Below are 21,503 nucleotides of genomic sequence, written 5' to 3' on the forward strand. Positions count from 1 at the left end.
CCTATATGTACATATTCATTTTCAACCACCTTACAATAATAAGCCAGATATTAAAAAACTGCAACCCCTGAGGAGATTTAACATTGCTATCCTCCTCGGAAGTTACAGCTCATTTAAATCTCTATATTATTAAAAGTAAAATGGTTTAAATATACTATATCATATCAATATAATAAAAGTAAAGTTTTTTTCTTAAATTATTTTTTGTTCCCACTGCATTGCTTTTAATTCACCTGATCCGGCTACTACATAACCATCTTTTTGATTAACAATGCGCCATCCGTGCCCTTTAACTGAATCACATACTGTAACAATACCTTCTTCAAGAAGCACACGGCACACACTACTAATCCCCGCCTTATTTTGCGTTGAAGTTGTATATAAAACATGTTGATCTACACTTAAGTCTAAATAACTACTTGCTTTCTGCTCACTTTGACATGTATGCCAATATATTTTTTCACTTGCAATACTTTCATCTATTTTACAATAAGAAATATTCCCGCTAACTCCCTTGCACGATCCACTTGCCGCTACTAAATAAGAATTGTGTAAAGTCAACGCGGAGATCATTTGATTCATCGCAATTTTAATCCTCTTTAATTTACGTGTCTTCAAATCAAAGAGCCAAACACCACCATATTTAGCATGTATTTTCGTACCAATAAATAAGTAATGTTTATATAAAAATAATGATCGAATAGACGGTGCCGCACTGCCATACTCAAGAAACGGATGAATAGTTTCCCATGTCAAACCGAAATTATGAGAAAGATACAGCGTTTTTTCTCCATGAGCAACAACAGTTCCTTGTACAGTGCTACATACATTCCAACTCGTTGCTTTTGTTGGAAAACGCTGAATTGTCCAGTTCTCTCCACCATTCATACTGCGAATAAAAATCCCTTCGTCACCTACACCATAAACTACATTATCTTCGCTATGTAAATCCCTAATTCGTTTTTGAAAACCATTTAAAATTCGTTTCCATTCTCCGTCTTGTTCAACAAATAAGCCATTATATGTAGTAGCTAACAACAGTTTTCCATCTCTTAACTTTGTAATAGCAGTTGCACTTAACATTGTCTCCACGTTGACACTCCCATTCTTAGAACTTCTCAGCAAATGCAATTGCAAAATTACTGCATTTTTCAACATCCTCTTCATCTTCTGGAGCTAATTCAATTTTCAGCCCTTCTTGTACAAGCTCTGCACCGCGTTCCACAAGACGTTCTTCAAATATCGTTACCGCTTCACAAAACAGTTCATACGCCGTATCACCCGATCCGAATACCGCTACCTTTTTCCCAGCTAAATCTATATTTTCTAAGTCATCATGAAAATCTTCCGCTTCAAATGGTAATTCACCATCGCCCCACGTATAAGATCCTAAAATGATTCCATCATAAGCTAATAATTCTTCAGCATCCATGCCTTCCATTTCTTGCAATACTACTTCATGATCAAAAGCATCTAAACTAACTTTAATTAAATCAGCAATACTCTCTGTATTTCCTGACATACTTGCATAAGCTATTAAAATTTTTGCCACTTTGGCATCCCCCTCTAACAATAAATGATTCTCATTCTCATTATATTAATAATGAGAATCAATTTCAATTGATTCTTTCTACTTTTATTTACATTTCACATTACTTATTTCAAATAAAGTGAAACTTTAATCAGTGAGGGTATTCATCCCCACCTAACTTCTTTGTTTCCGCTGAATTTTGAGGCGGGGTGTCTTACCGCCCGGCAAATAGCGGGATAAAGTGAAAGTTTAATGAGTCCTCACCAATCAGGCTTTTTCAGACAGCCCACAAAGAGCGGAATAAATAAAAAAGCACAGATGACTATACAATCATCTGTGCTTTTTTATTATTTTTTAAAAATACCAAAAGGCTTTCCTACTGGTAAAACAACTTTTCCGAAGTGTGTATTTAACACTGCTGCTGCTGAACCGTAGAAAGATAACAATGAAATAAGAAGTTCAGAATATGCTGCTAAATTATGCATTGCATGCGGCATAACACCTAAAGTACTTAATGAAAGACCGATAAATAAGAAATCAATAAGGACGAAAATCATAAATAATACTTTATGTGTTTCCATTGCACCAATTGTCATAAAGATTGTGAAAATCAAATATCCGATAAAGGCTACACCAAGCTGTTTTGAATCTGCAGCTTGTGCTAATTTTTCGCCAAATACTCCAAGTTGAATTAACCAAGTCATTCCAACACCTAGCCAAAATAGACCGTACGCACCGAATGCTGTTGTACCGAATGTATTGTTATGCTTTGCATCATGAATGCAAGCAAAGATTTGTGCAAATCCTCCTAAAAAGATTGCCCACGGTAATACAAGTGAAACGCCATCTGTTAAGCCTAACTTTTGAGATGATGCTACAAGTGTTACCATCGCTAATCCAAATAGACCAATTCCAGATGGATCCGCTGTTGTCATTTTCACATGATGTGTAGTAGTTTGATTGCTCATATAAACCTCCTGATTATAAACATACTCGAATACAATACTTAAATCAGAAGACTATGTCAATGGTTTTTTTTGTATGTTGTCAGACGTTATATTTTATAATGATTAAATATATTTCTGACCACTTCATAAGGTTTTATATTCACTTTTTCCAACTCGTTTATCGGTAGCCATAACGGAATATAATTCCCCCTACCTTCCAGCTGAAATTCCTCAGCTGTTCCGCTTCCGAACACTCCGCCTGTAATATAGGCAGCATAATAATATTCATTTCCTTTATATTTTACCTTTGCAATAAGGTGCTCCACTTGTATATGTACCCCTAATTCTTCGTATACCTCTCTTTTCGTTGCCTCTTCAGGCGTTTCACCTTCCTCAATCCCTCCGCCAGGAAAAACATAATATGTTTCCTCTTCTCGAATACGTTTTATAAGAGCGATTTTTCCTTTCTGTACAATGATAGCGGCTCCGCGATTTCTTATCATTTTATTACCTCAATACGAATCGCAACTGTTCCCCACTCTTTTTCTTGTTCTTTCGTATATATTTTGTATGTACTTTCTAACATCTCCTCTAAACTATCATTTTCACAATCCAATAATTTTTTATCGATTTGTTCATACATAGCTTTAAAGCTCTCGTATCGCTTTATTTCCGTTACTTTTACCGTCATCATTTCTGTTGTCGTAAGATTCGTAAATACGATTTCATCGCCTTTGTTTATTAGTTGACGTTTTTTATCGTATAGGCGTACTTCATATACTTTTTCCCCTGATTGAATTGACTGAAACGGTTTATTATATAAACCCATTTCGTATCGCATACATCCCACTCCCTTTTGTTCATTTCACCTATTAATACAGTTCACATTACTACATCTTGCATATAATATTCCATACGTATCACTTAATTGAGAAAGGAGGCTGAAGAAGCATGTTATATTTAAATCAAAAACCTGAATATAATAAATATGATATTGGTGATTATACTTATAGTAAAGTAGGGCCAACCATTTTTTCTTGGAACGATGAAACAAAATTGAAAATAGGTAAGTTTTGTTCATTAGCAGAAGAAGTCGTTTTCATACTTGGCGGTGAACATCGCGCAGACTGGATAACAACTTATCCATTTAATGCACTTTTTGATGAAGGAGCACATATTACTGGTCACCCTTCTTCAAAAGGTGATATCGTAGTTGGCAATGATGTATGGATTGGTTATCAATCCTGCATTTTATCTGGTGTTACAATTGGTAACGGTGCCATTATTGGTGCAAAAAGTGTTGTTACAAAAGACGTCCCTCCATATGCAATTGTGGCTGGTAATCCAGCAAAATTTATTCGATATCGTTTCCCGCAAGAAACAATTGACAAACTAGAGAATCTTGCATGGTGGGACTGGGACATTTCTGTTATAAAAGGAGCTATTCCATTACTACTTTCCGACAAAATCGACGAATTTTTCACCTCGCCCGAAAAAGAATCTACATGATTAATGAAGAAAGAGCATCCTTCTCTTACAGGATGCTCTTTCTTCATTTATTTTTTCTTTATTTACAAATGATCACACGGAGAACATTGAAAAGGAATTTTCCCTAAGCAATTAAGATTCGTTTCGCAAATTTGTTCAATTGTTGGAACAAATGGAATGACAACTATGTTACTTTCTACTATTTGTGTAACAGGTGGCAACACTGTGCCTACTTGATGTTCAAAACGAATACTCGCTTGATTTATATAATTTCCTGAACCATTTGGCGCGCTCTGTACTGCTACTTGGAACGAAACTGTCCTTGCTTCACCAGTATTTAAACTTCCTATAATAAATCCTGATACTGGGTTTACATTTGGCACTGGCGTATTATCAACCGTTACAGTTCCAAGAACAAATTGAACACTACTATCTAACATATCTTGAAAACGAATATTTTGTATTGCTGTATCCCCCGTATTTGTAATAACTGTCGTAAACGTAATAACATCTCCAATTGTTGCTGCCTGTAAATTTGCCGTTTTTACGACTGTCATTGAGACATTTTGAGGAATAAACGGGATAACAACTGTATTACTATCACCTTCAACTACTAATGGCGGCTCATTCGGATTTACAGTTGCAAGCCCATTCGCTGTAGCAGTATTTGTAACTAAATTATTTATTTGCCCTCCTATTATTACAACTTGGAAATTAATAATTGCTGCATCATTTGGCTGAAAATCACCTAACGGAATACCAGTATTCGGGTTAGCGAATGGAAAAGATACATCATTTACCGTTACCGTGCCATTTATAAATAGCGTATTCGGATCAATGATATCTGTTAACACAATGTTGGTCACAGGAACTGTACTATCATTTATAACAGCGATTCCGTAAGTGACAACATCCCCTATCATTGCTACTTCAAAGTTTGCTCCTTTTGCAACAAATAAGATTGCAGTATTTACCGTCACTATAACGGTATTGCTCGTATCCATCACTGTAACTGGCGGCTCCCCTGGTACTAAAATATATTCTGCTAACGCCCCAGCAACGTTCACTACTGTACCACCATCTGGAAAACTTGTAATCGTAGCTTCATATGTTACAATCGCCGTCTCACCGACTGGAATGTCTACAATCGTAAATCCAACCTGCGGATTTACTCCCGGACGAGCTACTCCATTTACAGTTACACTATTTGGTACAAAAACAGCTTCCTGAGATAGGACATCGATAAATTGAATATTCATCGCATCAGCAGTACCAGTATTTAATATTCGAACCGTATACTTTACTGTTTCTCCTACTCCAACAATTGAATGATCTACTTCTTTTTGCATATCTAAACTGCCTCTATTTACTGGTGTGACTGTCGTATTACTTGAATTCGTAATTGTAAACGGAGGTTCTCCTGGAATTAATTCAAAATCACCCGTTACTCTTGCTGTATTCATAATGCTACTAGAAGGCGGAACTGCGATTACATTTACTTCAAATGTAATTAATACGCTATCCCCTACTGCAAGATTAGGCAATGCAAAGCCTACAAATGGATCTAAACCTACTTGCGGAATCCCATTTATTTGTACACTTCCAGGAACGAATTCTAAACTAGGTGATGGAACATCGCTAAACTGAACGTTCGTCGCTGTTACCGTTCCCGTATTTGTAACTTGCACACTATACGTTAACGTATCTCCTAATCGTGTCGCTTCTTTATTTACAGATTTTATAACGCTGAATCGTCCTCTATTCACTCTAGTTATCGTCGTATTACTCGGCTCTGTTACTACAACCGGTGGCTCTCCTGGCACTAAAGTAAAGCTTCCTGTTATATTTGCAACGTTCGTAATTGTTCCTGATGACGGGATGTTTGTAACTGTCGCTTGAAACGTCACTATAACTGTCTCACCAACTGGGATATCTCCAACTCCAAATCCAGTAATCGGATTTAAGTTTGGTTGCGGAGCTCCATTTATCGTTACACTATTTGGTACAAATGACGCACCTGTTGAAATCGTATCAATAAACTGAACATTGTTAGCTGTTACTGTTCCTGTATTCGTTATTTGCACTGTATACGTCAATACATCTCCAACTAGAGTAGCGGCTCTATTTACTTGTTTAATAACATTAAAGCGTCCTCTATTTACAGTTGTGAGTGTTGTATTACTTGGCTGATTTACTATAACTGGTGGTTCTCCTGGTACTAAAATAAAGCTTCCGGTAACATTTGCCGTATTGGCAATTGTTCCGTTTGACGGAACGCTAACAACTGTTACTTGGAATGTGACTTCTACACTTTCACCTGGAATTATATCCGGAAGTGAGAAGCCAGTGTTAGGGTCTAATCCAGGCTGTAACGCACCGTTTATCGTTACACTATTCGGTACGAATGTTATAGAGGATGGTAATACATCACTATATTGAACATTCGTCGCTATCACTGTTCCCGTATTTTGAACTACTGTTGTATATGTGATTGTATCGCCTACTGCAACAACCGGCTGACTTACTGATTTTAAAACATTCAAACCAGATTCATTTATTTCTGTTAATGTCGTGTTACTTGTCGTCGTTTCCGTAATAGGCGGCTCTGTTTCACTTACAGCAAACGTAGCTGTAACATCTACAAAGTTAACAATCGTTCCACCTTCTGGTATGCTCGTAACCACTTCCTGATATGTGACGAGTACAAAATCATCTACAGGTATATCTGGAACTGTAAAACCAATGAAAGGATCTAATCCTGGTGCTGGTACCCCGTTTATACTCACGCTTCCTGGTACGAATGCTACACCGGCGGAAGTAGTATCGATAAATTGAACATTCGTCGCTGGCACTGTTCCGAAATTAAAAATCAATACATCATACGTTAATATTTCTCCTACAGTCGCTACTTCCTTATCTACTATTTTCACTGGAAAAATAAACGCTATATTAATTGTCGTAACGACTAAATTCGTTAATATCGTTTCCGTAATCGGTGGTTCCTGCGGATTTGGTTGTGAAGTAAATGTAACGTCTGCATCATTTAATATGACTTCATTATCTGGAATTTCTGTAATCGTCACTTGGAATGTGACCTCAATACTTCCACCAGCGATTAATAATGGCGTAACTGTAAATCCTATTTCTGGATTTAAACCAAGTTGCTGCACTCCACCTATCGTTACACTATTGTCAACAAACATCGTTCCTTCTGGTATGACATCTTGGAAGAACACATCTGTAACAGGGATAATCCCTACGTTTGAAATGAGCACGGTATACGTTAATACATCCCCAACAGCCCCAGTTGCAACATCAACTGTTTTTGTTGCTGTTACTTCACCAGGAGGAGGTAACGGTATTGTAACTACCGTTGTATTACTTGAATTCGTTGTTGTTACAGGTGGTTGTAAAGGATTTAATAAGAAAGTGGCTGTAGCAGATGCTGTATTTAATACTGCTCCACGTGTAGACGGTGCAACTACCGTAACTTGGAACGTTACTGTCAATGCTGTTCCAGCTGCAATATTAGGAAGCGGGAAACCAACATTTGGGTCAAATCCAGGTTGTGGCGTTCCATTTATCGTTACACTATTTGCTACAAATGTTGTTTCTGGAGAAACTGGATCAAGGAAAGAGACATTCGTTGCTGTTACTGTACCGTTATTTCGAATGACAACAGAATACGTGTAAGTTTCTCCAAGTGCTGCTTGTTGTACAGATGAAGATTTTTGTATATTTAACTGTGCTGTGTTTACTTGCGTCACTACAAAATTACTATTTGTAACAGTCGTTATTGGAGGGTTTGCTGGATTTATAAGAAAACTTGCAGTAACGTTCGATTGGTTTCTTATATTTCCACCGCTCGGAACACCCGTCACTGTAACTTGAAACGTAATGGTAGCCGTTTGCCCGACCGGAATATTTGGTACCGGGAATCCTGCCATAGGATCCGCGCCTTGCTGTACGACTCCATTTATCGTCACACTATTTGCTACAAAGGCAGTACCAGACGGAATTGGATCTTGAAAAACAATATTCGTTGCAGGAACAGTTCCTGTATTTTGAATAAGAATCGTATACGTTAACGTATCTCCTACACCGGCTTGTGGTGTATTTACACTCTTCATTACATTAAGTGATCCTACATTCACTCGCGTCACAACAATATTACTAATCGTTACAATTGTAATTGGTGGCTGGAGAGGACTTACTTGGAAATCAGCAGTGACATTCGCATTATTCGGAAGAACTCTATTTGGTGGTACACTCGTGATTGTCACTTGAAAAGTGACCGTCACCATACCTCCTACTGGAATATTAGCAAGTGGAAATCCAGTTGTCGGGTTTAAACCTGGTTGAGGTGTCCCGTTTATCGTTACACTATTCGCTACAAAAGTGGTTCCAGCTGGAATCGGATCAAGGAATGATACATTTGTCGCTACTACCGTTCCACTATTTTGTATAGCAACTGTATATGTTAGTGTATCTCCTACACCTGCTTCAGTAGCGCTTACACTCTTCATTACATTTAACCCTGAGGAATTCACAACTGTCATAACAGTATTACTTGGAACCGTCACAGTAATTGGTGGCTCTGTTGGATTTACAAGAAAATCTCCAGTTACATTCGCGTTATTTACAACATTATTCCCTGGTGGAATTTCATCAATTAATACCTCAAATGAAATAATTACACTCGCGCCAGTAGGTAAATCATTTAATGGGAATCCTAGTCCTGGATCTGCCCCCTCTTGTAAAACACCATCAACCAATACACTATTTTCAATAAATAATGTCCCTTGTGGAATTGAATCTTGGAAAAATACATTTGCAGCTGGTACACTACCTGCATTTATAACTTCGATTGTATATACTAAAACATCTCCTACCGTTGCAACATCCGTATTGACTGCTTTCACAACTTCAAAGTTTCCTGATTGTACTGTCGTATTCACAACATTACTCGGTACATTGATTGTTACTGGTGGTTCATTCGGATTCACTTGAAAGCTTGCTGTTACATTTGCTTGATTTAAAATATCTTCATTTTCTGGATTCTGTACAATTACTACGTCAAATGTGACTACAACCGTTTGAGCCGCAGGAATATTCGGAAGAGAGAATCCTGTATTCGGATTTAGTCCACTTTGCTGTACTCCATTAATTGTTACAGAATTTGCAACAAATGAAACAGCAGAAGAAATAGGGTCTTGGAAAAATACATTTGTTAACGGAACGTTCCCTGTATTTTGGACGGCAATTGTGTACGTTAAAGTATCCCCTACCGCCGCTTGCGTTGTATTTACTTCTTTTATTACATTTAAACCGCCTGTATTAACTTGTGTCACAACTGTATTCGTTTGTCTATTAATTGTTATCGGTGGCTGATTCGGAATAACGACGAAATTAGCAGATACATTTCCGCGATTCGGAATCGTACCTCCTGACGGCGTAGATGTTACTCGTACTTGAAATGTAACAGTCCTACTTCCGCCAGGAGATATATTAGCTACTGTAAACCCAGTCGCTGGATTTACCCCAGGTTGTGAAACCCCATCCACAGTCACACTATTTACGATAAATGTCGTTCCAATTGGGATCGGATCTTGAAAAATAACGTTCGTTGCAAGTACATTTCCTGTATTTTGAATTGTTACCGTGTACGTAAGAACGTCGTTAACCGTTGCAAAAGCTTTATCCACTGTTTTTCTCGTTGCTATATCAGCTATATTAATTGTCGTAACTACAGTATTACTTGTCGCTTGCCCTGAAACTGGTTGTTGACCAGGCACTGGAGTAAAGGTAAATGTTACACTCGCACGGTTTGGAATTGGATTGACAAGAGGGTTCGATGTTACTCGAACTTGAAAGCGCACTACAGTCGTTTGCGATGCATTAATACTTCCAAGATTAATACTACTTGCTGGATTCGCTCCTGGACGCGCTACTCCATTTACCGTAACGCTATTTGCGACAAATGTTGTTCCAGCAGGGATACTATCAACAAAAATAACATTGTTCGCAGTGACGTTTCCATTATTTGTGACATTAACTGTGTACGTTAATACATCATTAAGCGTTGCCGTTTGTAAATCTACAGATTTCTGCATACTTATAGTTGCTTGATTCACTGTCGTTTGTACTGTGTTTGAAGAAGACGTACTTGTAATAGGAGGACTACCAACGAAGGGACGGAATTGATATGACACCATTGCACGATTTAAAATAGGATTGGGATTCGGGAATGATGTTATTCGAACTTGAAATGTAACAATTCTTTGCGTGTTATTTGGGATTGTGCCTAAATTAATTCCATTAGCAGGGTTTGCATTCGGCTGTGTTACTCCCCCTACCGTAACACTACCTGCAACAAACGTCGTTCCGCTCGGAATACTATCACGTAATACAACGTTTTCTGCACTTCCTGTTCCTGTATTTGGGACCGTAATTGTATAAGTGAGAGTATCCCCTACCCCCGCGACTGTTCTATTAACTGATTTAACAGGATTAATAATTGGACCTGTTGCATCAATTTGAACACCAAAACCAGCTGCAGCGTATCCATCTCCATTTGTAACAAATCGAACCGTTGCTGATGTTTGACTGTTTACTAAAGATGGGGAGGCATCTACATTCGTAATATCCCACCCCTGTCTTCGGACGGCCAAAGCTACCCCTAACGGCTGATTCAAATCTCCAAACGTGCCGCTCGTATCTAAATTTCCACTGTCATTACAAATTTGTGACTGAAAGAAATTATTCGCAGGATTTCTCGGTCCGAATAATGCAACTGTAGCATTTGCATTCGGCCCAAAGCGAAGTTGATCTCCAACAATGTTAGAATCACCTTCTTGAGCAGTTACGAGCACTCTTCCTGTAACAGCTCCTGTTGCCGGCGTAGCAAAACCTGAAATTGTAGCATCAACTGGCGGGGATGAAGCATCGATAATTTCTTGACCTGCATATACTGACAAATTTCGAAGTGGTAAACTTGCATTTTGATACACAACCTCAAGCGTCCATCCAGCTGAACGACTGATTGTTGGGTCGGCTGAAGTTCTTGCAGCTGGCACAGCACCCGTTGTATATGTGCCTGCCCCACCTGCACTAACAAGATTCGTTACATTGGCAGAGCGAGCATAATAAAACTGATTTCCTACTGAACCTTGCTGCGCGGTAGCAGGATCTGGCGTAACAGAAAACGTCCCTGCTGGCGTTGTAAATGTAATGTTATCATTTAAAAATGGTAACACATCTTCCGTATCAGTCCGGAAAGTACCAGCCCAAACTAATTCTGCATATAATACACTGCTTCCCGCTGGAAGATTTAAAATTGCACTTGAAGAATTCAATTGCCATTCATCTGTTGTCCCTGCTGGGAACCCTGGTACTTGCAATGCTGTATTTACTGTCGTAAACACAGCAAGTGTACCAAAAATATTACCTGGTGCAGGTGATGTAGGGCTAAGTCCCAGCGTATTCCCAGTAAACGTGACGGCACCAGGTACTGTTGTCGTAAACCTATTTATAAAAGGCACACAATCATCTCATTTCAATTATAGTAAAAAGTGCTCTATACTATAAAATGTAGACAAACTATACAATGTACGTTGTCCAACAAAATTCCGCACATATGAGAGGGGTTTATAAAACTATGCGCTACGTTATCATAACAGGAACTTCACAAGGTTTAGGTGAGGCAATCGCTACGCAATTATTAGAAAAAAATACAACTGTCATCTCTATTTCTAGAAGAGAAAATAAAGAGCTTACGAAACTTGCAGAGCAATATAACAGCAATTGCATTTTTCATTCCCTAGATCTTCAAGATGTACATAACTTAGAAACTAACTTTAAAGAGATCATTTCATCTATTAAAAAAGACAATGTATCCTCTATTCATTTAATTAATAATGCGGGTACAGTTGCACCTATGAAGCCAATCGAAAAAGCTGAAAGCGAACAATTCATTACGAACGTTCACATTAATTTACTTGCACCTATGATTCTTACATCTACATTTATGAAACATACGAAAGACTGGAAAGTAGATAAACGCGTTATTAACATTTCATCTGGTGCAGGAAAAAATCCTTACTTTGGCTGGGGTGCTTATTGTACAACGAAAGCTGGTGTAAATATGTTTACACAGTGCGTAGCAACTGAAGAAGCAGAAAAAGAATATCCAGTAAAAATCGTCGCTTTTGCACCTGGCGTTGTTGATACTAATATGCAATCACAAATTCGTGAAACAAATAAAGAAGATTTCATAAACTTGGACCGCTTCATTGCATTAAAAGAAGAAGGAAAACTATTATCACCTGAATATGTTGCGAAAGCTATTCGTAACTTACTAGAAACTGAGGACTTCCCTCAAGGCGAGATTATTAGAATTGATGAATAACAAAAAGGTGTGCAAAAATCGCACACCTTTTTGTTTTACTTCTCTAAAAATATAAGCACAGACTCCGCAATTTTCTCATAACCAATTTCTTGATAAATTTTATTCGATATCGGATTCGCTAAATCAGTATATAACGTAGTCGTCTTGTACCCTTCATCTAACATACGTTGACTAAGTGCTGCTACACACTTAGATGCGTATCCCTTTTTCCTTGCTTCTTTCGGCGTATATACAAAATTAACTGTTATATTATTTTTAGTTGGTCTCGTTTTTGCAGCTACAGAAACGAGTTTCCCATCCACTTCCAAACCAAACAGTCGATTTGTAGTTATTAATGTATACGCAGTTTGTTTTGCTTCTTCTTTCGTAGTAGGAAGCTTTACGTCTTCACAAAATTGATATATCCACTGTTCTATTAATGGTAATTCATCATTATTTACCGCTCGAAAAAGTCCATTCGCATTACACTTCTTCTTTACTCTGTTCAACTTATACACACCTTGCTCCATTGCAACATGCGTTTTTTTATTTTCTAATACTGCAATCTCTTCCGCTAATTTCTGTACAATTTTCTTATTACCGATCAATCCAGGAATATCCGGATATACTTTCGTTAATTCTTTTGCAAGTTCCTCAATAGTTACTCCCGCAATTTCAGAAGTTGCAACAATGATTTGTTTCTTCTCTTCTGTTTGCAGAAATACAACCGCAATTTCTTCTCCTTGTTTCGCTATCCCCATAAATGTTGGTTGTTGGACCATTTGTAATACACCTAATATGAGATTGTTTTCCTGCTCATTCTTTTCTAGAAATGGTGTAACATCTTCTTTAAAATGAAAAATCTCTTCATATACATGTAATTGAATCATCGACAATCTCTTCTCTCTATTTATATTTTAATTAAGTATTGGCGATTAATTCATTAAATCCCTCTTTTACGATTCAATAATATTCAAAGCTAATGTATTCAAAGCATTTTCAGCTTGTAAAATTCTCTGTTTTTCCTTTTCAAATACATCTTCTTCTTTTCGAAATGACTCTTGTCGATTTTTAATCATACGATTCATTTCTTTTTTACTCGGTCCACCGTATACATTTCTTTTTTGAATAAAAGCTTCTGGCGATATAATTTCTTTCCACTCTTTTTCTAATAAATTTATTTTAAAATGTTCTTGCAAGTACATATTTACCTCTTTGAAGTGTAATTCATGTAGTTCTTTTTTCTGCTCCAATAACATATTTGCAATAGCACTTGCTGCATGATGAGCATGCCGAAATGGAATTTCATAGTTTTTTGTTAAAACATCGGCGAAATCCGTTATCGTTATTGCATGTTTATAGGAACGACTTTTTAACGTTTCTTCTTCTACTTTCATCGTTCGGATCACTGCATTCATCATACAAAAAACACGAATTGCCTTTTCAATCCCTTTATATAAATATGGCTGCAAGTCATCTTCCGTATCGACAATATCACCAAATGGTGTATTATGAATCATTTGAAATACTGTAAATGCTTCTCCTAAAGCACTACTCGTAATTGCACGAGCGTGTTCAATTGAAACCGGATTTCGTTTTTGCGGCATAATACTACTGATTTGTACATATGGCTTTGCAACAGTAATACCGTCATATTCTTTCGTTGCTAACAACAAAAAGTCATGAATCCATCTACTCGTATTCGTCATCATTACCATAAGTAGCGAGCTAACTTCTAATAAATAATCCGCTCCAGCAACAGCATCATATGAGTTCTCAATTACATTTGTAAATCCAAGTAGATGAGCAACTCGTTCTCGTTTAATCGGGAAACTTGTTGTAGAGAGTGCAGCTGCCCCCATTGGAGACTGATTTAAAAGCTGGTACGTTTTTTTCATTCGTTCTAAATCTCTTTGCATCGTATCATAAATTGCTAACGTATAATGACCAAATGTTGTTGGCTGTGCTGGTTGTGTATGTGTATAAGCTGGCATGATCGTTTCCTTATGATCAACGGCAAGTTGCAGTACACTTTCTTGCAATAACAAATGATGTTCTATTAATCGTAATACATATCGCCTTAAACTCATGCGATACATCGTTACGCCCATATCATTTCTACTTCTACCAATATGCATATTACTTACAAAATCGCATTTCGCTTCTTGAGAAATTAAATGTTCGACTAAAAAAAAGAGATCTTCATGCTGCTCTGTATAGAGCAATTGCTCTTCTGGAATTCCCTCTACCTTTTTTAATGCGTGTAATATAACTTTAGCTTCTTCCTTTTTCATTAAATTTTCTTCCGTCAGCATCGTAATATGTGCTTTATGCACTTGAAACATATCTTTCAATAAGTAATTTCTTTGAAAATGAAATACATGTTGTAATACACAATCCACATATGTTTTCCCAGGGAAATCAGCGCCTTCACTCTTTATAAACTCTTCTTTACTTTGTTTCATCACCTTTTCCCCTCTCACCTAAGTATTACTACCCATCATACCCAGAGATAGAAAAAAAGTGCTTGTACATAAAAATAAACTCGGTGCTCTCTGCACCGAGTTTATTTAATAAAAGTCGCATCATACTTATCACTTTGCAACACTTGGAAATGTAAGTTTGCTAAATGTTTCCGTATTTCTGCACTATCGTCTTCATTTAAATTATTCGCCAAAAACACAATCTCCGTACAGTTTCCACGTTTATCCATAGCGTAAACTGCTTTTGTAACCGTCCATGGTGTGTAACCATTCTTTTGCCCCGCATGTCTGAATGTTTTACGGTATTTCTTGGCACTCATGTCTGTTTCAACGATATTTGCCCACACTTTTTCTTCAGCCTCTGTCAAGCCACCTTTATGGTTTGCCTTTTGAAGTAATACCATATAATCATTTGCAGAAGCTGCTGGTAATCTATCTGACCAAATTTTGTCGTAACGTTCCTCTAAATAAAGCGGAATTTCCTTCTGTAATAATGGTCCCTTCTTCTTTAAGCGTTCATGAATAATCATCGCATATTCACGATATTGCTCTTGAGACATTTCTTTTAACTTTTTCTCTATTTTATATTTTGGAACATGTAATTCTTTATGCAAATATCCCGGGATATACAAAGATGAAACGATTGGAAATAGTGGTTGATGTGCAGGAAGTGATAAACTTTGTAAATTTCGATTGATGTTATCTAATCCTAACAATTCCATTAAGTATTCAGCATTTGCATTCGAACTAAACTTAACCATTCCTTTTGCCACTTCTTCTAAAGAAACCGCTCCTTCAGTTATCTTGCCCGTCTTCTCCAAATACTTTTGCCATCTATCTTGTGCACCACCATCTGTATTCGGCACATAATAACGATTCACATCATTAATCGACACGAAACTAGAAGAATCAATTTTCCCTTCAGTAACTTGTTTCGTATATTCAAGCGCCACAATTAATTTCATCGTACTAGCAACTGGCAATACAACATTTGGGTTTACAGAATAAACAACTTTATCATTTCTCTTTACTAGAAGCGCACTATTTTTTTCATCTTTATGTTCTTCAATAAAAGATGCAATATACTGTGCATCATCATTATTTGAACTCCACACTTTTTTCACTAAAAAGTTACCCGATATTAGCAAAACAAAAATACCCACAATTACTGCGCATACTATAGTTTTTTTCAAGTAAAATTCCTCTCCTATTGTGTAACTCTTCTCTATTTATCATTTAAAAACAAAATAATGGAGATGGTCATTTAAATAACCATCTCCATTATTTTAACTTGTATGCTCCTATTATGTCTACGTCATAAATTTCACAAAATCCTCAAGAAACTTTTTATAATGTAACGACCAACCAATTCGCACCCAATTTTTTAATGCTTTTGCATCAGGTTGAGGCCGAAAATCAGCAATACTCTCTCCTTTTGCAATTCCAACTGTATCTACATCGACACGACGATATACATAATCTAAAATGGATGGATTTGCCGCAACCATCATTGTAACGACGTCATGTACTGGACTACCTGTTATTTTCGGGTTTAACTTTTTATATGCTTTATAATAATACGTAAATATCGGCTCGATTAACTTATTAAAACTCGTTTTAGAGTGTTTCGTAATATATTTTACCATTTCCGGTGTAATAATTGCTTCAGATGTAACGTTAAGTGGCACTAATGTCACATTTTTGGCATTTTGCATAACTAATTGTGACGCAATGGGGTCACCATGAAAATTCGCCTCTGCGACTGGTGTTACATTGCCAGGCATTAAGAAAGCACCGCCCATTATATAATATTCTTTCACATACTTCATCATCGGCTTTTCTAAAATAAATGCTGTCGCTAATGTTGTTGATCTACCAGCATCGACTATTATTAATTCTCCTTTATATTTTTCAAGAAGATCAAAAAATGTACAAAAAGGCTTTATATTTGGTGAAAAAGTTTTTGGAGGTTTAATTGGCCCTAAACCGTCTGTCCCATGAATTTCTGGATAATACGTCGTAATATCTCCGGATAAAGGAATTTTCGCACCATTAATAACAGGTATATCTTCCCGTCCTGCCATTTGCAATAAATATGCGGCATTACTTGTCGCCTTTTCTTGTGTTACATTTCCATATCCCGTTACTACACCAACAATATCAATATCAGGATGCAACAATCCATACATAATTGCTAAAGAGTCATCAATTCCTGGGTCTCCTAAAAATAACACTTTTTTCATCGACCTCAACTCCATCCCCTCAGTTGTTATTAATTTATGAATAACCGTGGATATACAGAATAAAAAAAGAACAAATTCATAAGAAAAAACGCAGTCTTATAAGGACTACGTTCTTCAGCTAACCTATACTGTTTTTTTTACAGCACTCATACTTCCAATAACATAAGCGATAAACGCAAAACAAATCGGGAAGACAACTGTATGTATACCGAACGGATTTGGATAGAAAAGATGAATACACATATATGAGCCTACCCCAACTAAAATAGACGCAAGCGCTCCTGTAGCATTTCCTTTCCTCCAATATAACCCTAATACGATTGGCCAAATGAATGCTGCTTCTAATCCACCGAAAGAAAATAAATTTAGCCATATTAAAAAATCTGGTGGTTTAATCGCCGCTGCATAAACGAGTAGTCCTACAATACCAGTAATCCATAAACTTCCTTTTTTTATCGTACTGTCTGCTGCATCTTTATTTATGTAATTTACGTATATATCTTTAATAATTGACGAGCTTACAAGTAATAATAAAGAGTTTACTGTAGACATAATCGCTGCCATCGGTGCAGCTAAGAAAACTCCAGCTAACCAAGGAGGTAACACTTCCATCGCAAGTAGCGGCATTACTTTATCTGGTACCGTTATACCTGGAAGTACTACTCTTGCAAATACACCAGTTAAATGCATACCGATCATAATTGTGCCAACGACAACGGTTCCAATTATTAAAGCTTGATGCATCGCTTTTGAATTTTTATAAGACATGGCACGCACGCTAATTTGCGGTAAGCCGACAACGCCAATTCCAATTAAAATCCAAAATGATGTAACATATGATTTCGTTAAACTGCCATCTGCTCCGAATGGTGTAATTAACTTTGGATTAATTTGAACAAGTTCCTGCATAATCTTTTCAATTCCACCACCAGCAATGACAGTAGCAATTAAAATGATTGTCGTTCCAACTAACATAATGATTCCTAATAATGTATCTGATAGAGCAACTGCACGAAATCCACCAATTAATACGTACACAAGTACAGAAAAAGTAAATAAAAATAGTGCTGTTGTATACGATAGACCCGTTAGTGACTCGATTAATCGTCCACCACCGACCCACTGGGCTACTGTCGCTGAAAATAAAAAGATAATAATACATAACGCAGAAAGTATAACAACTGCTTTATTATTGTATCTCCCTTTTAAATAATCGATAAGAGTAATTGCTTCCATCTTCCTAGCGATAATTGCAAACTTTTTACCGATAACCGTTAAAACGATATAGCCTGTTACAACTTGAATCGCAGATAACAGTACCCATCCAAGCCCCATATTGTAAGCAATACCAGGGCCACCAATAAAGCTACTTGCACTACCGTACGTAGCAATCATTGTCATCGCTAATAATAAACCGCCTAGCTCACGCCCACCAAGAAAATATTCTTGTAAAAATTTATTATGAGCAGTTGCTTGCACACGTCTTGAAGCATATACACCAATTAAAAATACAACGATAAACGAAATTATCATTGGAATGATTACATACCAATTCATCTATTATTCCTCACTTTTTTCTTCCTCATCGAGTGAAATATCTTGAAATACAAAACGAACAACTAAACTAAGTAAAATAACCATAACGATAAATCCAACGATACAGCTATAAAAAAACCATGCGGGAAAACCTAATACATATGTATATTCATTCGGATTTTTACTACCAAGCCCATAAGCAAATCCGTACCATATTATAAAATTAATAATAGCAAGTCCAAGACCAATTAACGCTTCTCTATGGGCTATTCGAAAGCGTGGATCATCATGATAATCTTTCATTTTTACCCCTCCTCTCACGATGTATTATTGTACCATTGTTCTTCTAGTTTTTCCTACTAGAAAGCAAAAACAAGCAGGATTTTTTATAATCATATAGAAGCTTCTCTTACATTACATATTTTTCACAATTGTAACACAAATGAAATTTGAATTTTCAGTATTTCTTAATTATGATTTTAATTAGAGGCTTTCCATCTAGTTTCCACATCCTTGATTTCGGAATAAGCGCCGTCTCGTACTGCGTTTACATTATATTTTCAAGGGGGTTATACAATGAGTCAACTAGCTGTAAATCTTCATGAAAAGGTAGAGAAATTTCTTCAAGGTACAAAAAAGTTATATGTGAATGGATCTTTCATCGAAAGCGCTTCCGGTAAAACATTTAAAACACCTAACCCAGCAACTGGTGAAACTCTTGCCGTCGTTTCTGAAGCTGGTCGCGAAGATATTCATAAAGCTGTAGTCGCAGCTCGTATGGCTTTTGACGAAGGTCCTTGGTCTCGTATGAGCACCGCTGAGCGAAGCCGTCTTATGTACAAGTTAGCTGATTTAATGGAAGAACATAAAGAAGAGCTTGCACAGCTCGAAACATTAGATAACGGAAAGCCAATCCGTGAAACAATGGCAGCAGACATACCACTTGCAATTGAGCATATGCGCTATTACGCTGGTTGGGCTACGAAAATCGTTGGTCAAACAATTCCTGTTTCCGGTGATTACTTTAACTATACACGCCATGAAGCTGTTGGTGTCGTTGGTCAAATTATCCCTTGGAACTTCCCGCTCCTTATGGCAATGTGGAAAATGGGAGCAGCGCTTGCTACAGGATGTACAATCGTTTTAAAACCTGCAGAACAAACTCCACTATCTGCTCTATACTTAGCTGAATTAATTGAAGAAGCTGGATTCCCGAAAGGTGTTATTAATATCGTACCTGGATTCGGTGAATCAGCTGGACAAGCTCTCGTTAATCATCCACTCGTTGACAAAATTGCATTTACCGGTTCTACTCCTGTCGGTAAACAAATTATGCGACAAGCATCCGAAACATTAAAACGCGTTACACTTGAATTAGGCGGTAAATCACCAAATATCATATTGCCAGATGCTGATTTATCTCGCGCGATTCCTGGTGCACTTTCTGGTGTTATGTTTAACCAAGGACAAGTATGCTCTGCTGGATCACGCTTATTTGTTCCGAAGAAAATGTATGATAATGTCATGGCTGATCTCGTCCTCTATTCTAAAAAACTAAATCAAGGTGTCGGTCTTAACCCTGAAACAACAATTGGCCCTCTCGTTTCCGAAGAACAACAAAAACGTGTAATGGGCTACATTGAAAAAGGGATTGAAGAAGGCGCTGAAGTACTTTGCGGAGGAAGTAATCCATTCGATCAAGGCTACTTCGTTTCTCCTACAGTATTCGCTGACGTAAATGATGAAATGACGATCGCAAAAGAAGAAATTTTCGGTCCAGTTATTTCTGCAATACCGTTTAACGATATTGACGAAGTAATTGAACGTGCAAATAAATCACAATTCGGCTTAGCGGCTGGTGTGTGGACAGAAAATGTTAAAACAGCACACTATGTTGCAAGTAAAGTACGTGCAGGTACAGTATGGGTAAACTGTTATAACGTCTTTGATGCAGCATCTCCATTTGGAGGATTTAAACAATCTGGTCTTGGCCGTGAAATGGGATCTTACGCATTAAATAACTATACAGAAGTAAAGAGCGTTTGGCTTAACTTAAATTAATGAGAAAGAACCTGACCTACCTGGTCAGGTTCTTTTCATTATGTATTCCTTTAAACTTGCAGTCCTCCGCTCACATTTAATACTTCACCTGTAATATAAGATGCGTATTCTGATGCTAAAAAGGCTGCTGCGTTCGCAATATCTTCTGGCGTTCCAATTCTACCAACTGGAATAGCGCCAACCATCTTTTCTTTCACTTTATCTGGTATCGTTTTGGTCATATCTGTATCCATAAACCCCGGACAAATCGCATTACAAGTAATACCGAAACTTCCAACTTCTTTCGCTGCTGTTTTCGTTAATCCTACAACTCCTGCCTTTGTAGCCGCATAATTTGCTTGACCTATGTTTCCTTCTCTACTAATTGAAGATATATTAATAATGCGTCCATACCCTTGTTGTCTCATGTAAAGAAGCGCGGGTTGCATACAATAAAAAACTCCAGTTAAATTCACTTGTAATACTTGTTCCCAGGCAGACTTCTCCATTTTATGTAACATTGCGTCTCTTGTAATTCCAGCATTATTCACCAAAATATGTAACGTACCAAATTTTTGAACCGCATATTCAATTAACGACTTTGCTTCATTTTGATTACTCACATCACATCGATATGAGCACACTTCATATCCTTCATCTGATAACTCATGTGTCGTTTTTTGTAGATTCTCTTCATTTACATCGCTAATTAATACTTTCGCCCCTAGTTTTGCATAAACCCTTGCAATCTCTTTTCCAATTCCCTGTGCAGCTCCTGTTACAACAGCTGTTTTCCCATTTAAAAACTCCATTCCTATCCCCCCATTTCTATTACTTATACTGTATATT

The 21,503-nt window shown here is 37.2% G+C and carries 16 protein-coding genes; 3 read left to right on the top strand and 13 right to left on the bottom strand.

The features are described from left to right. Positions 1-192: 192 nt before the first annotated feature. From ACTFRU_RS05890 to ACTFRU_RS05910, 5 genes are all read right to left on the bottom strand, one after another. Positions 193-1,092, bottom strand: coding sequence for a WD40/YVTN/BNR-like repeat-containing protein (locus ACTFRU_RS05890; RefSeq protein ID WP_006922620.1), 900 nt, complete (start codon positions 1,090-1,092; stop codon positions 193-195). Between the two features lie 16 nt (positions 1,093-1,108). After that, complete coding sequence (locus ACTFRU_RS05895; RefSeq protein WP_001062752.1) at positions 1,109-1,552, bottom strand: flavodoxin; 444 nt, start codon at positions 1,550-1,552, stop codon at positions 1,109-1,111. Between the two features lie 326 nt (positions 1,553-1,878). Beyond that, on the bottom strand, positions 1,879-2,499 hold the full coding sequence (locus ACTFRU_RS05900; RefSeq protein ID WP_000070938.1) for an acetate uptake transporter: 621 nt from the start codon (positions 2,497-2,499) through the stop codon (positions 1,879-1,881). Positions 2,500-2,585: 86 nt separating this feature from the next. Next, positions 2,586-2,981: an NUDIX hydrolase gene (locus ACTFRU_RS05905; protein WP_044306924.1), complete on the bottom strand. Its 396-nt coding sequence runs from the start codon at positions 2,979-2,981 to the stop codon at positions 2,586-2,588. Then, positions 2,978-3,319 (bottom strand): ASCH domain-containing protein, encoded by a 342-nt coding sequence (locus ACTFRU_RS05910; RefSeq protein ID WP_001268346.1) that lies wholly within the window; start codon positions 3,317-3,319, stop codon positions 2,978-2,980. The genes ACTFRU_RS05905 and ACTFRU_RS05910 overlap by 4 nt, the downstream gene beginning before the upstream one ends. Before the next feature lie 110 nt (positions 3,320-3,429). Between ACTFRU_RS05910 and ACTFRU_RS05915 the strand changes: the two genes are divergently transcribed. Then, on the top strand, positions 3,430-3,987 hold the full coding sequence (locus tag ACTFRU_RS05915) for a CatB-related O-acetyltransferase (RefSeq protein ID WP_000966302.1): 558 nt from the start codon (positions 3,430-3,432) through the stop codon (positions 3,985-3,987). Positions 3,988-4,049: 62 nt separating this feature from the next. Here ACTFRU_RS05915 and ACTFRU_RS05920 read toward each other — a convergent pair whose 3' ends face one another. After that, entirely contained in the window at positions 4,050-11,507 is a 7,458-nt protein-coding gene (locus tag ACTFRU_RS05920; protein WP_088859609.1) for a DUF7507 domain-containing protein, read from the bottom strand. Positions 11,508-11,623: 116 nt separating this feature from the next. Between ACTFRU_RS05920 and ACTFRU_RS05925 the strand changes: the two genes are divergently transcribed. Beyond that, positions 11,624-12,373, top strand: coding sequence for a (S)-benzoin forming benzil reductase (locus tag ACTFRU_RS05925; protein ID WP_001271056.1), 750 nt, complete (start codon positions 11,624-11,626; stop codon positions 12,371-12,373). A 35-nt stretch (positions 12,374-12,408) separates the two neighbouring features. Here ACTFRU_RS05925 and ACTFRU_RS05930 read toward each other — a convergent pair whose 3' ends face one another. From ACTFRU_RS05930 to ACTFRU_RS05955, 6 genes are all read right to left on the bottom strand, one after another. Next, a complete protein-coding gene (locus tag ACTFRU_RS05930) occupies positions 12,409-13,242 on the bottom strand; it encodes a GNAT family N-acetyltransferase (RefSeq protein ID WP_044306926.1) in 834 nt (277 codons plus the stop codon). A 66-nt stretch (positions 13,243-13,308) separates the two neighbouring features. Next, positions 13,309-14,817, bottom strand: a complete 1,509-nt coding sequence (argH, locus tag ACTFRU_RS05935; protein WP_025708950.1) for an argininosuccinate lyase — start codon at positions 14,815-14,817, stop codon at positions 13,309-13,311. Between the two features lie 101 nt (positions 14,818-14,918). Next, on the bottom strand, positions 14,919-16,028 hold the full coding sequence (locus tag ACTFRU_RS05940; RefSeq protein WP_000751366.1) for a serine hydrolase: 1,110 nt from the start codon (positions 16,026-16,028) through the stop codon (positions 14,919-14,921). A gap of 117 nt (positions 16,029-16,145) precedes the next feature. After that, positions 16,146-17,078, bottom strand: coding sequence for a nucleoside hydrolase (locus tag ACTFRU_RS05945; protein ID WP_000756457.1), 933 nt, complete (start codon positions 17,076-17,078; stop codon positions 16,146-16,148). 123 nt (positions 17,079-17,201) lie between these two features. Beyond that, positions 17,202-18,635, bottom strand: coding sequence for a sodium/pantothenate symporter (gene panF / locus ACTFRU_RS05950; protein WP_001104820.1), 1,434 nt, complete (start codon positions 18,633-18,635; stop codon positions 17,202-17,204). A gap of 3 nt (positions 18,636-18,638) precedes the next feature. Beyond that, positions 18,639-18,917: a YhdT family protein gene (locus ACTFRU_RS05955; RefSeq protein WP_000656239.1), complete on the bottom strand. Its 279-nt coding sequence runs from the start codon at positions 18,915-18,917 to the stop codon at positions 18,639-18,641. Between the two features lie 273 nt (positions 18,918-19,190). On the opposite strand from ACTFRU_RS05955, the gene dhaS reads away from it, so the two are divergent. Further along, positions 19,191-20,675: an aldehyde dehydrogenase DhaS gene (gene dhaS / locus ACTFRU_RS05960; protein WP_000080281.1), complete on the top strand. Its 1,485-nt coding sequence runs from the start codon at positions 19,191-19,193 to the stop codon at positions 20,673-20,675. A gap of 50 nt (positions 20,676-20,725) precedes the next feature. On the opposite strand, the gene fabG is transcribed toward dhaS, so the two are convergent. Beyond that, entirely contained in the window at positions 20,726-21,466 is a 741-nt protein-coding gene (gene fabG / locus ACTFRU_RS05965) for a 3-oxoacyl-ACP reductase FabG (RefSeq protein WP_025708953.1), read from the bottom strand. Positions 21,467-21,503 lie beyond the last annotated feature (37 nt).

This window comes from Bacillus cereus group sp. MYBK220-1 (genome assembly GCF_051916445.1).
Taxonomy (GTDB): Bacteria; Bacillota; Bacilli; order Bacillales; family Bacillaceae_G; genus Bacillus_A; species Bacillus_A cereus.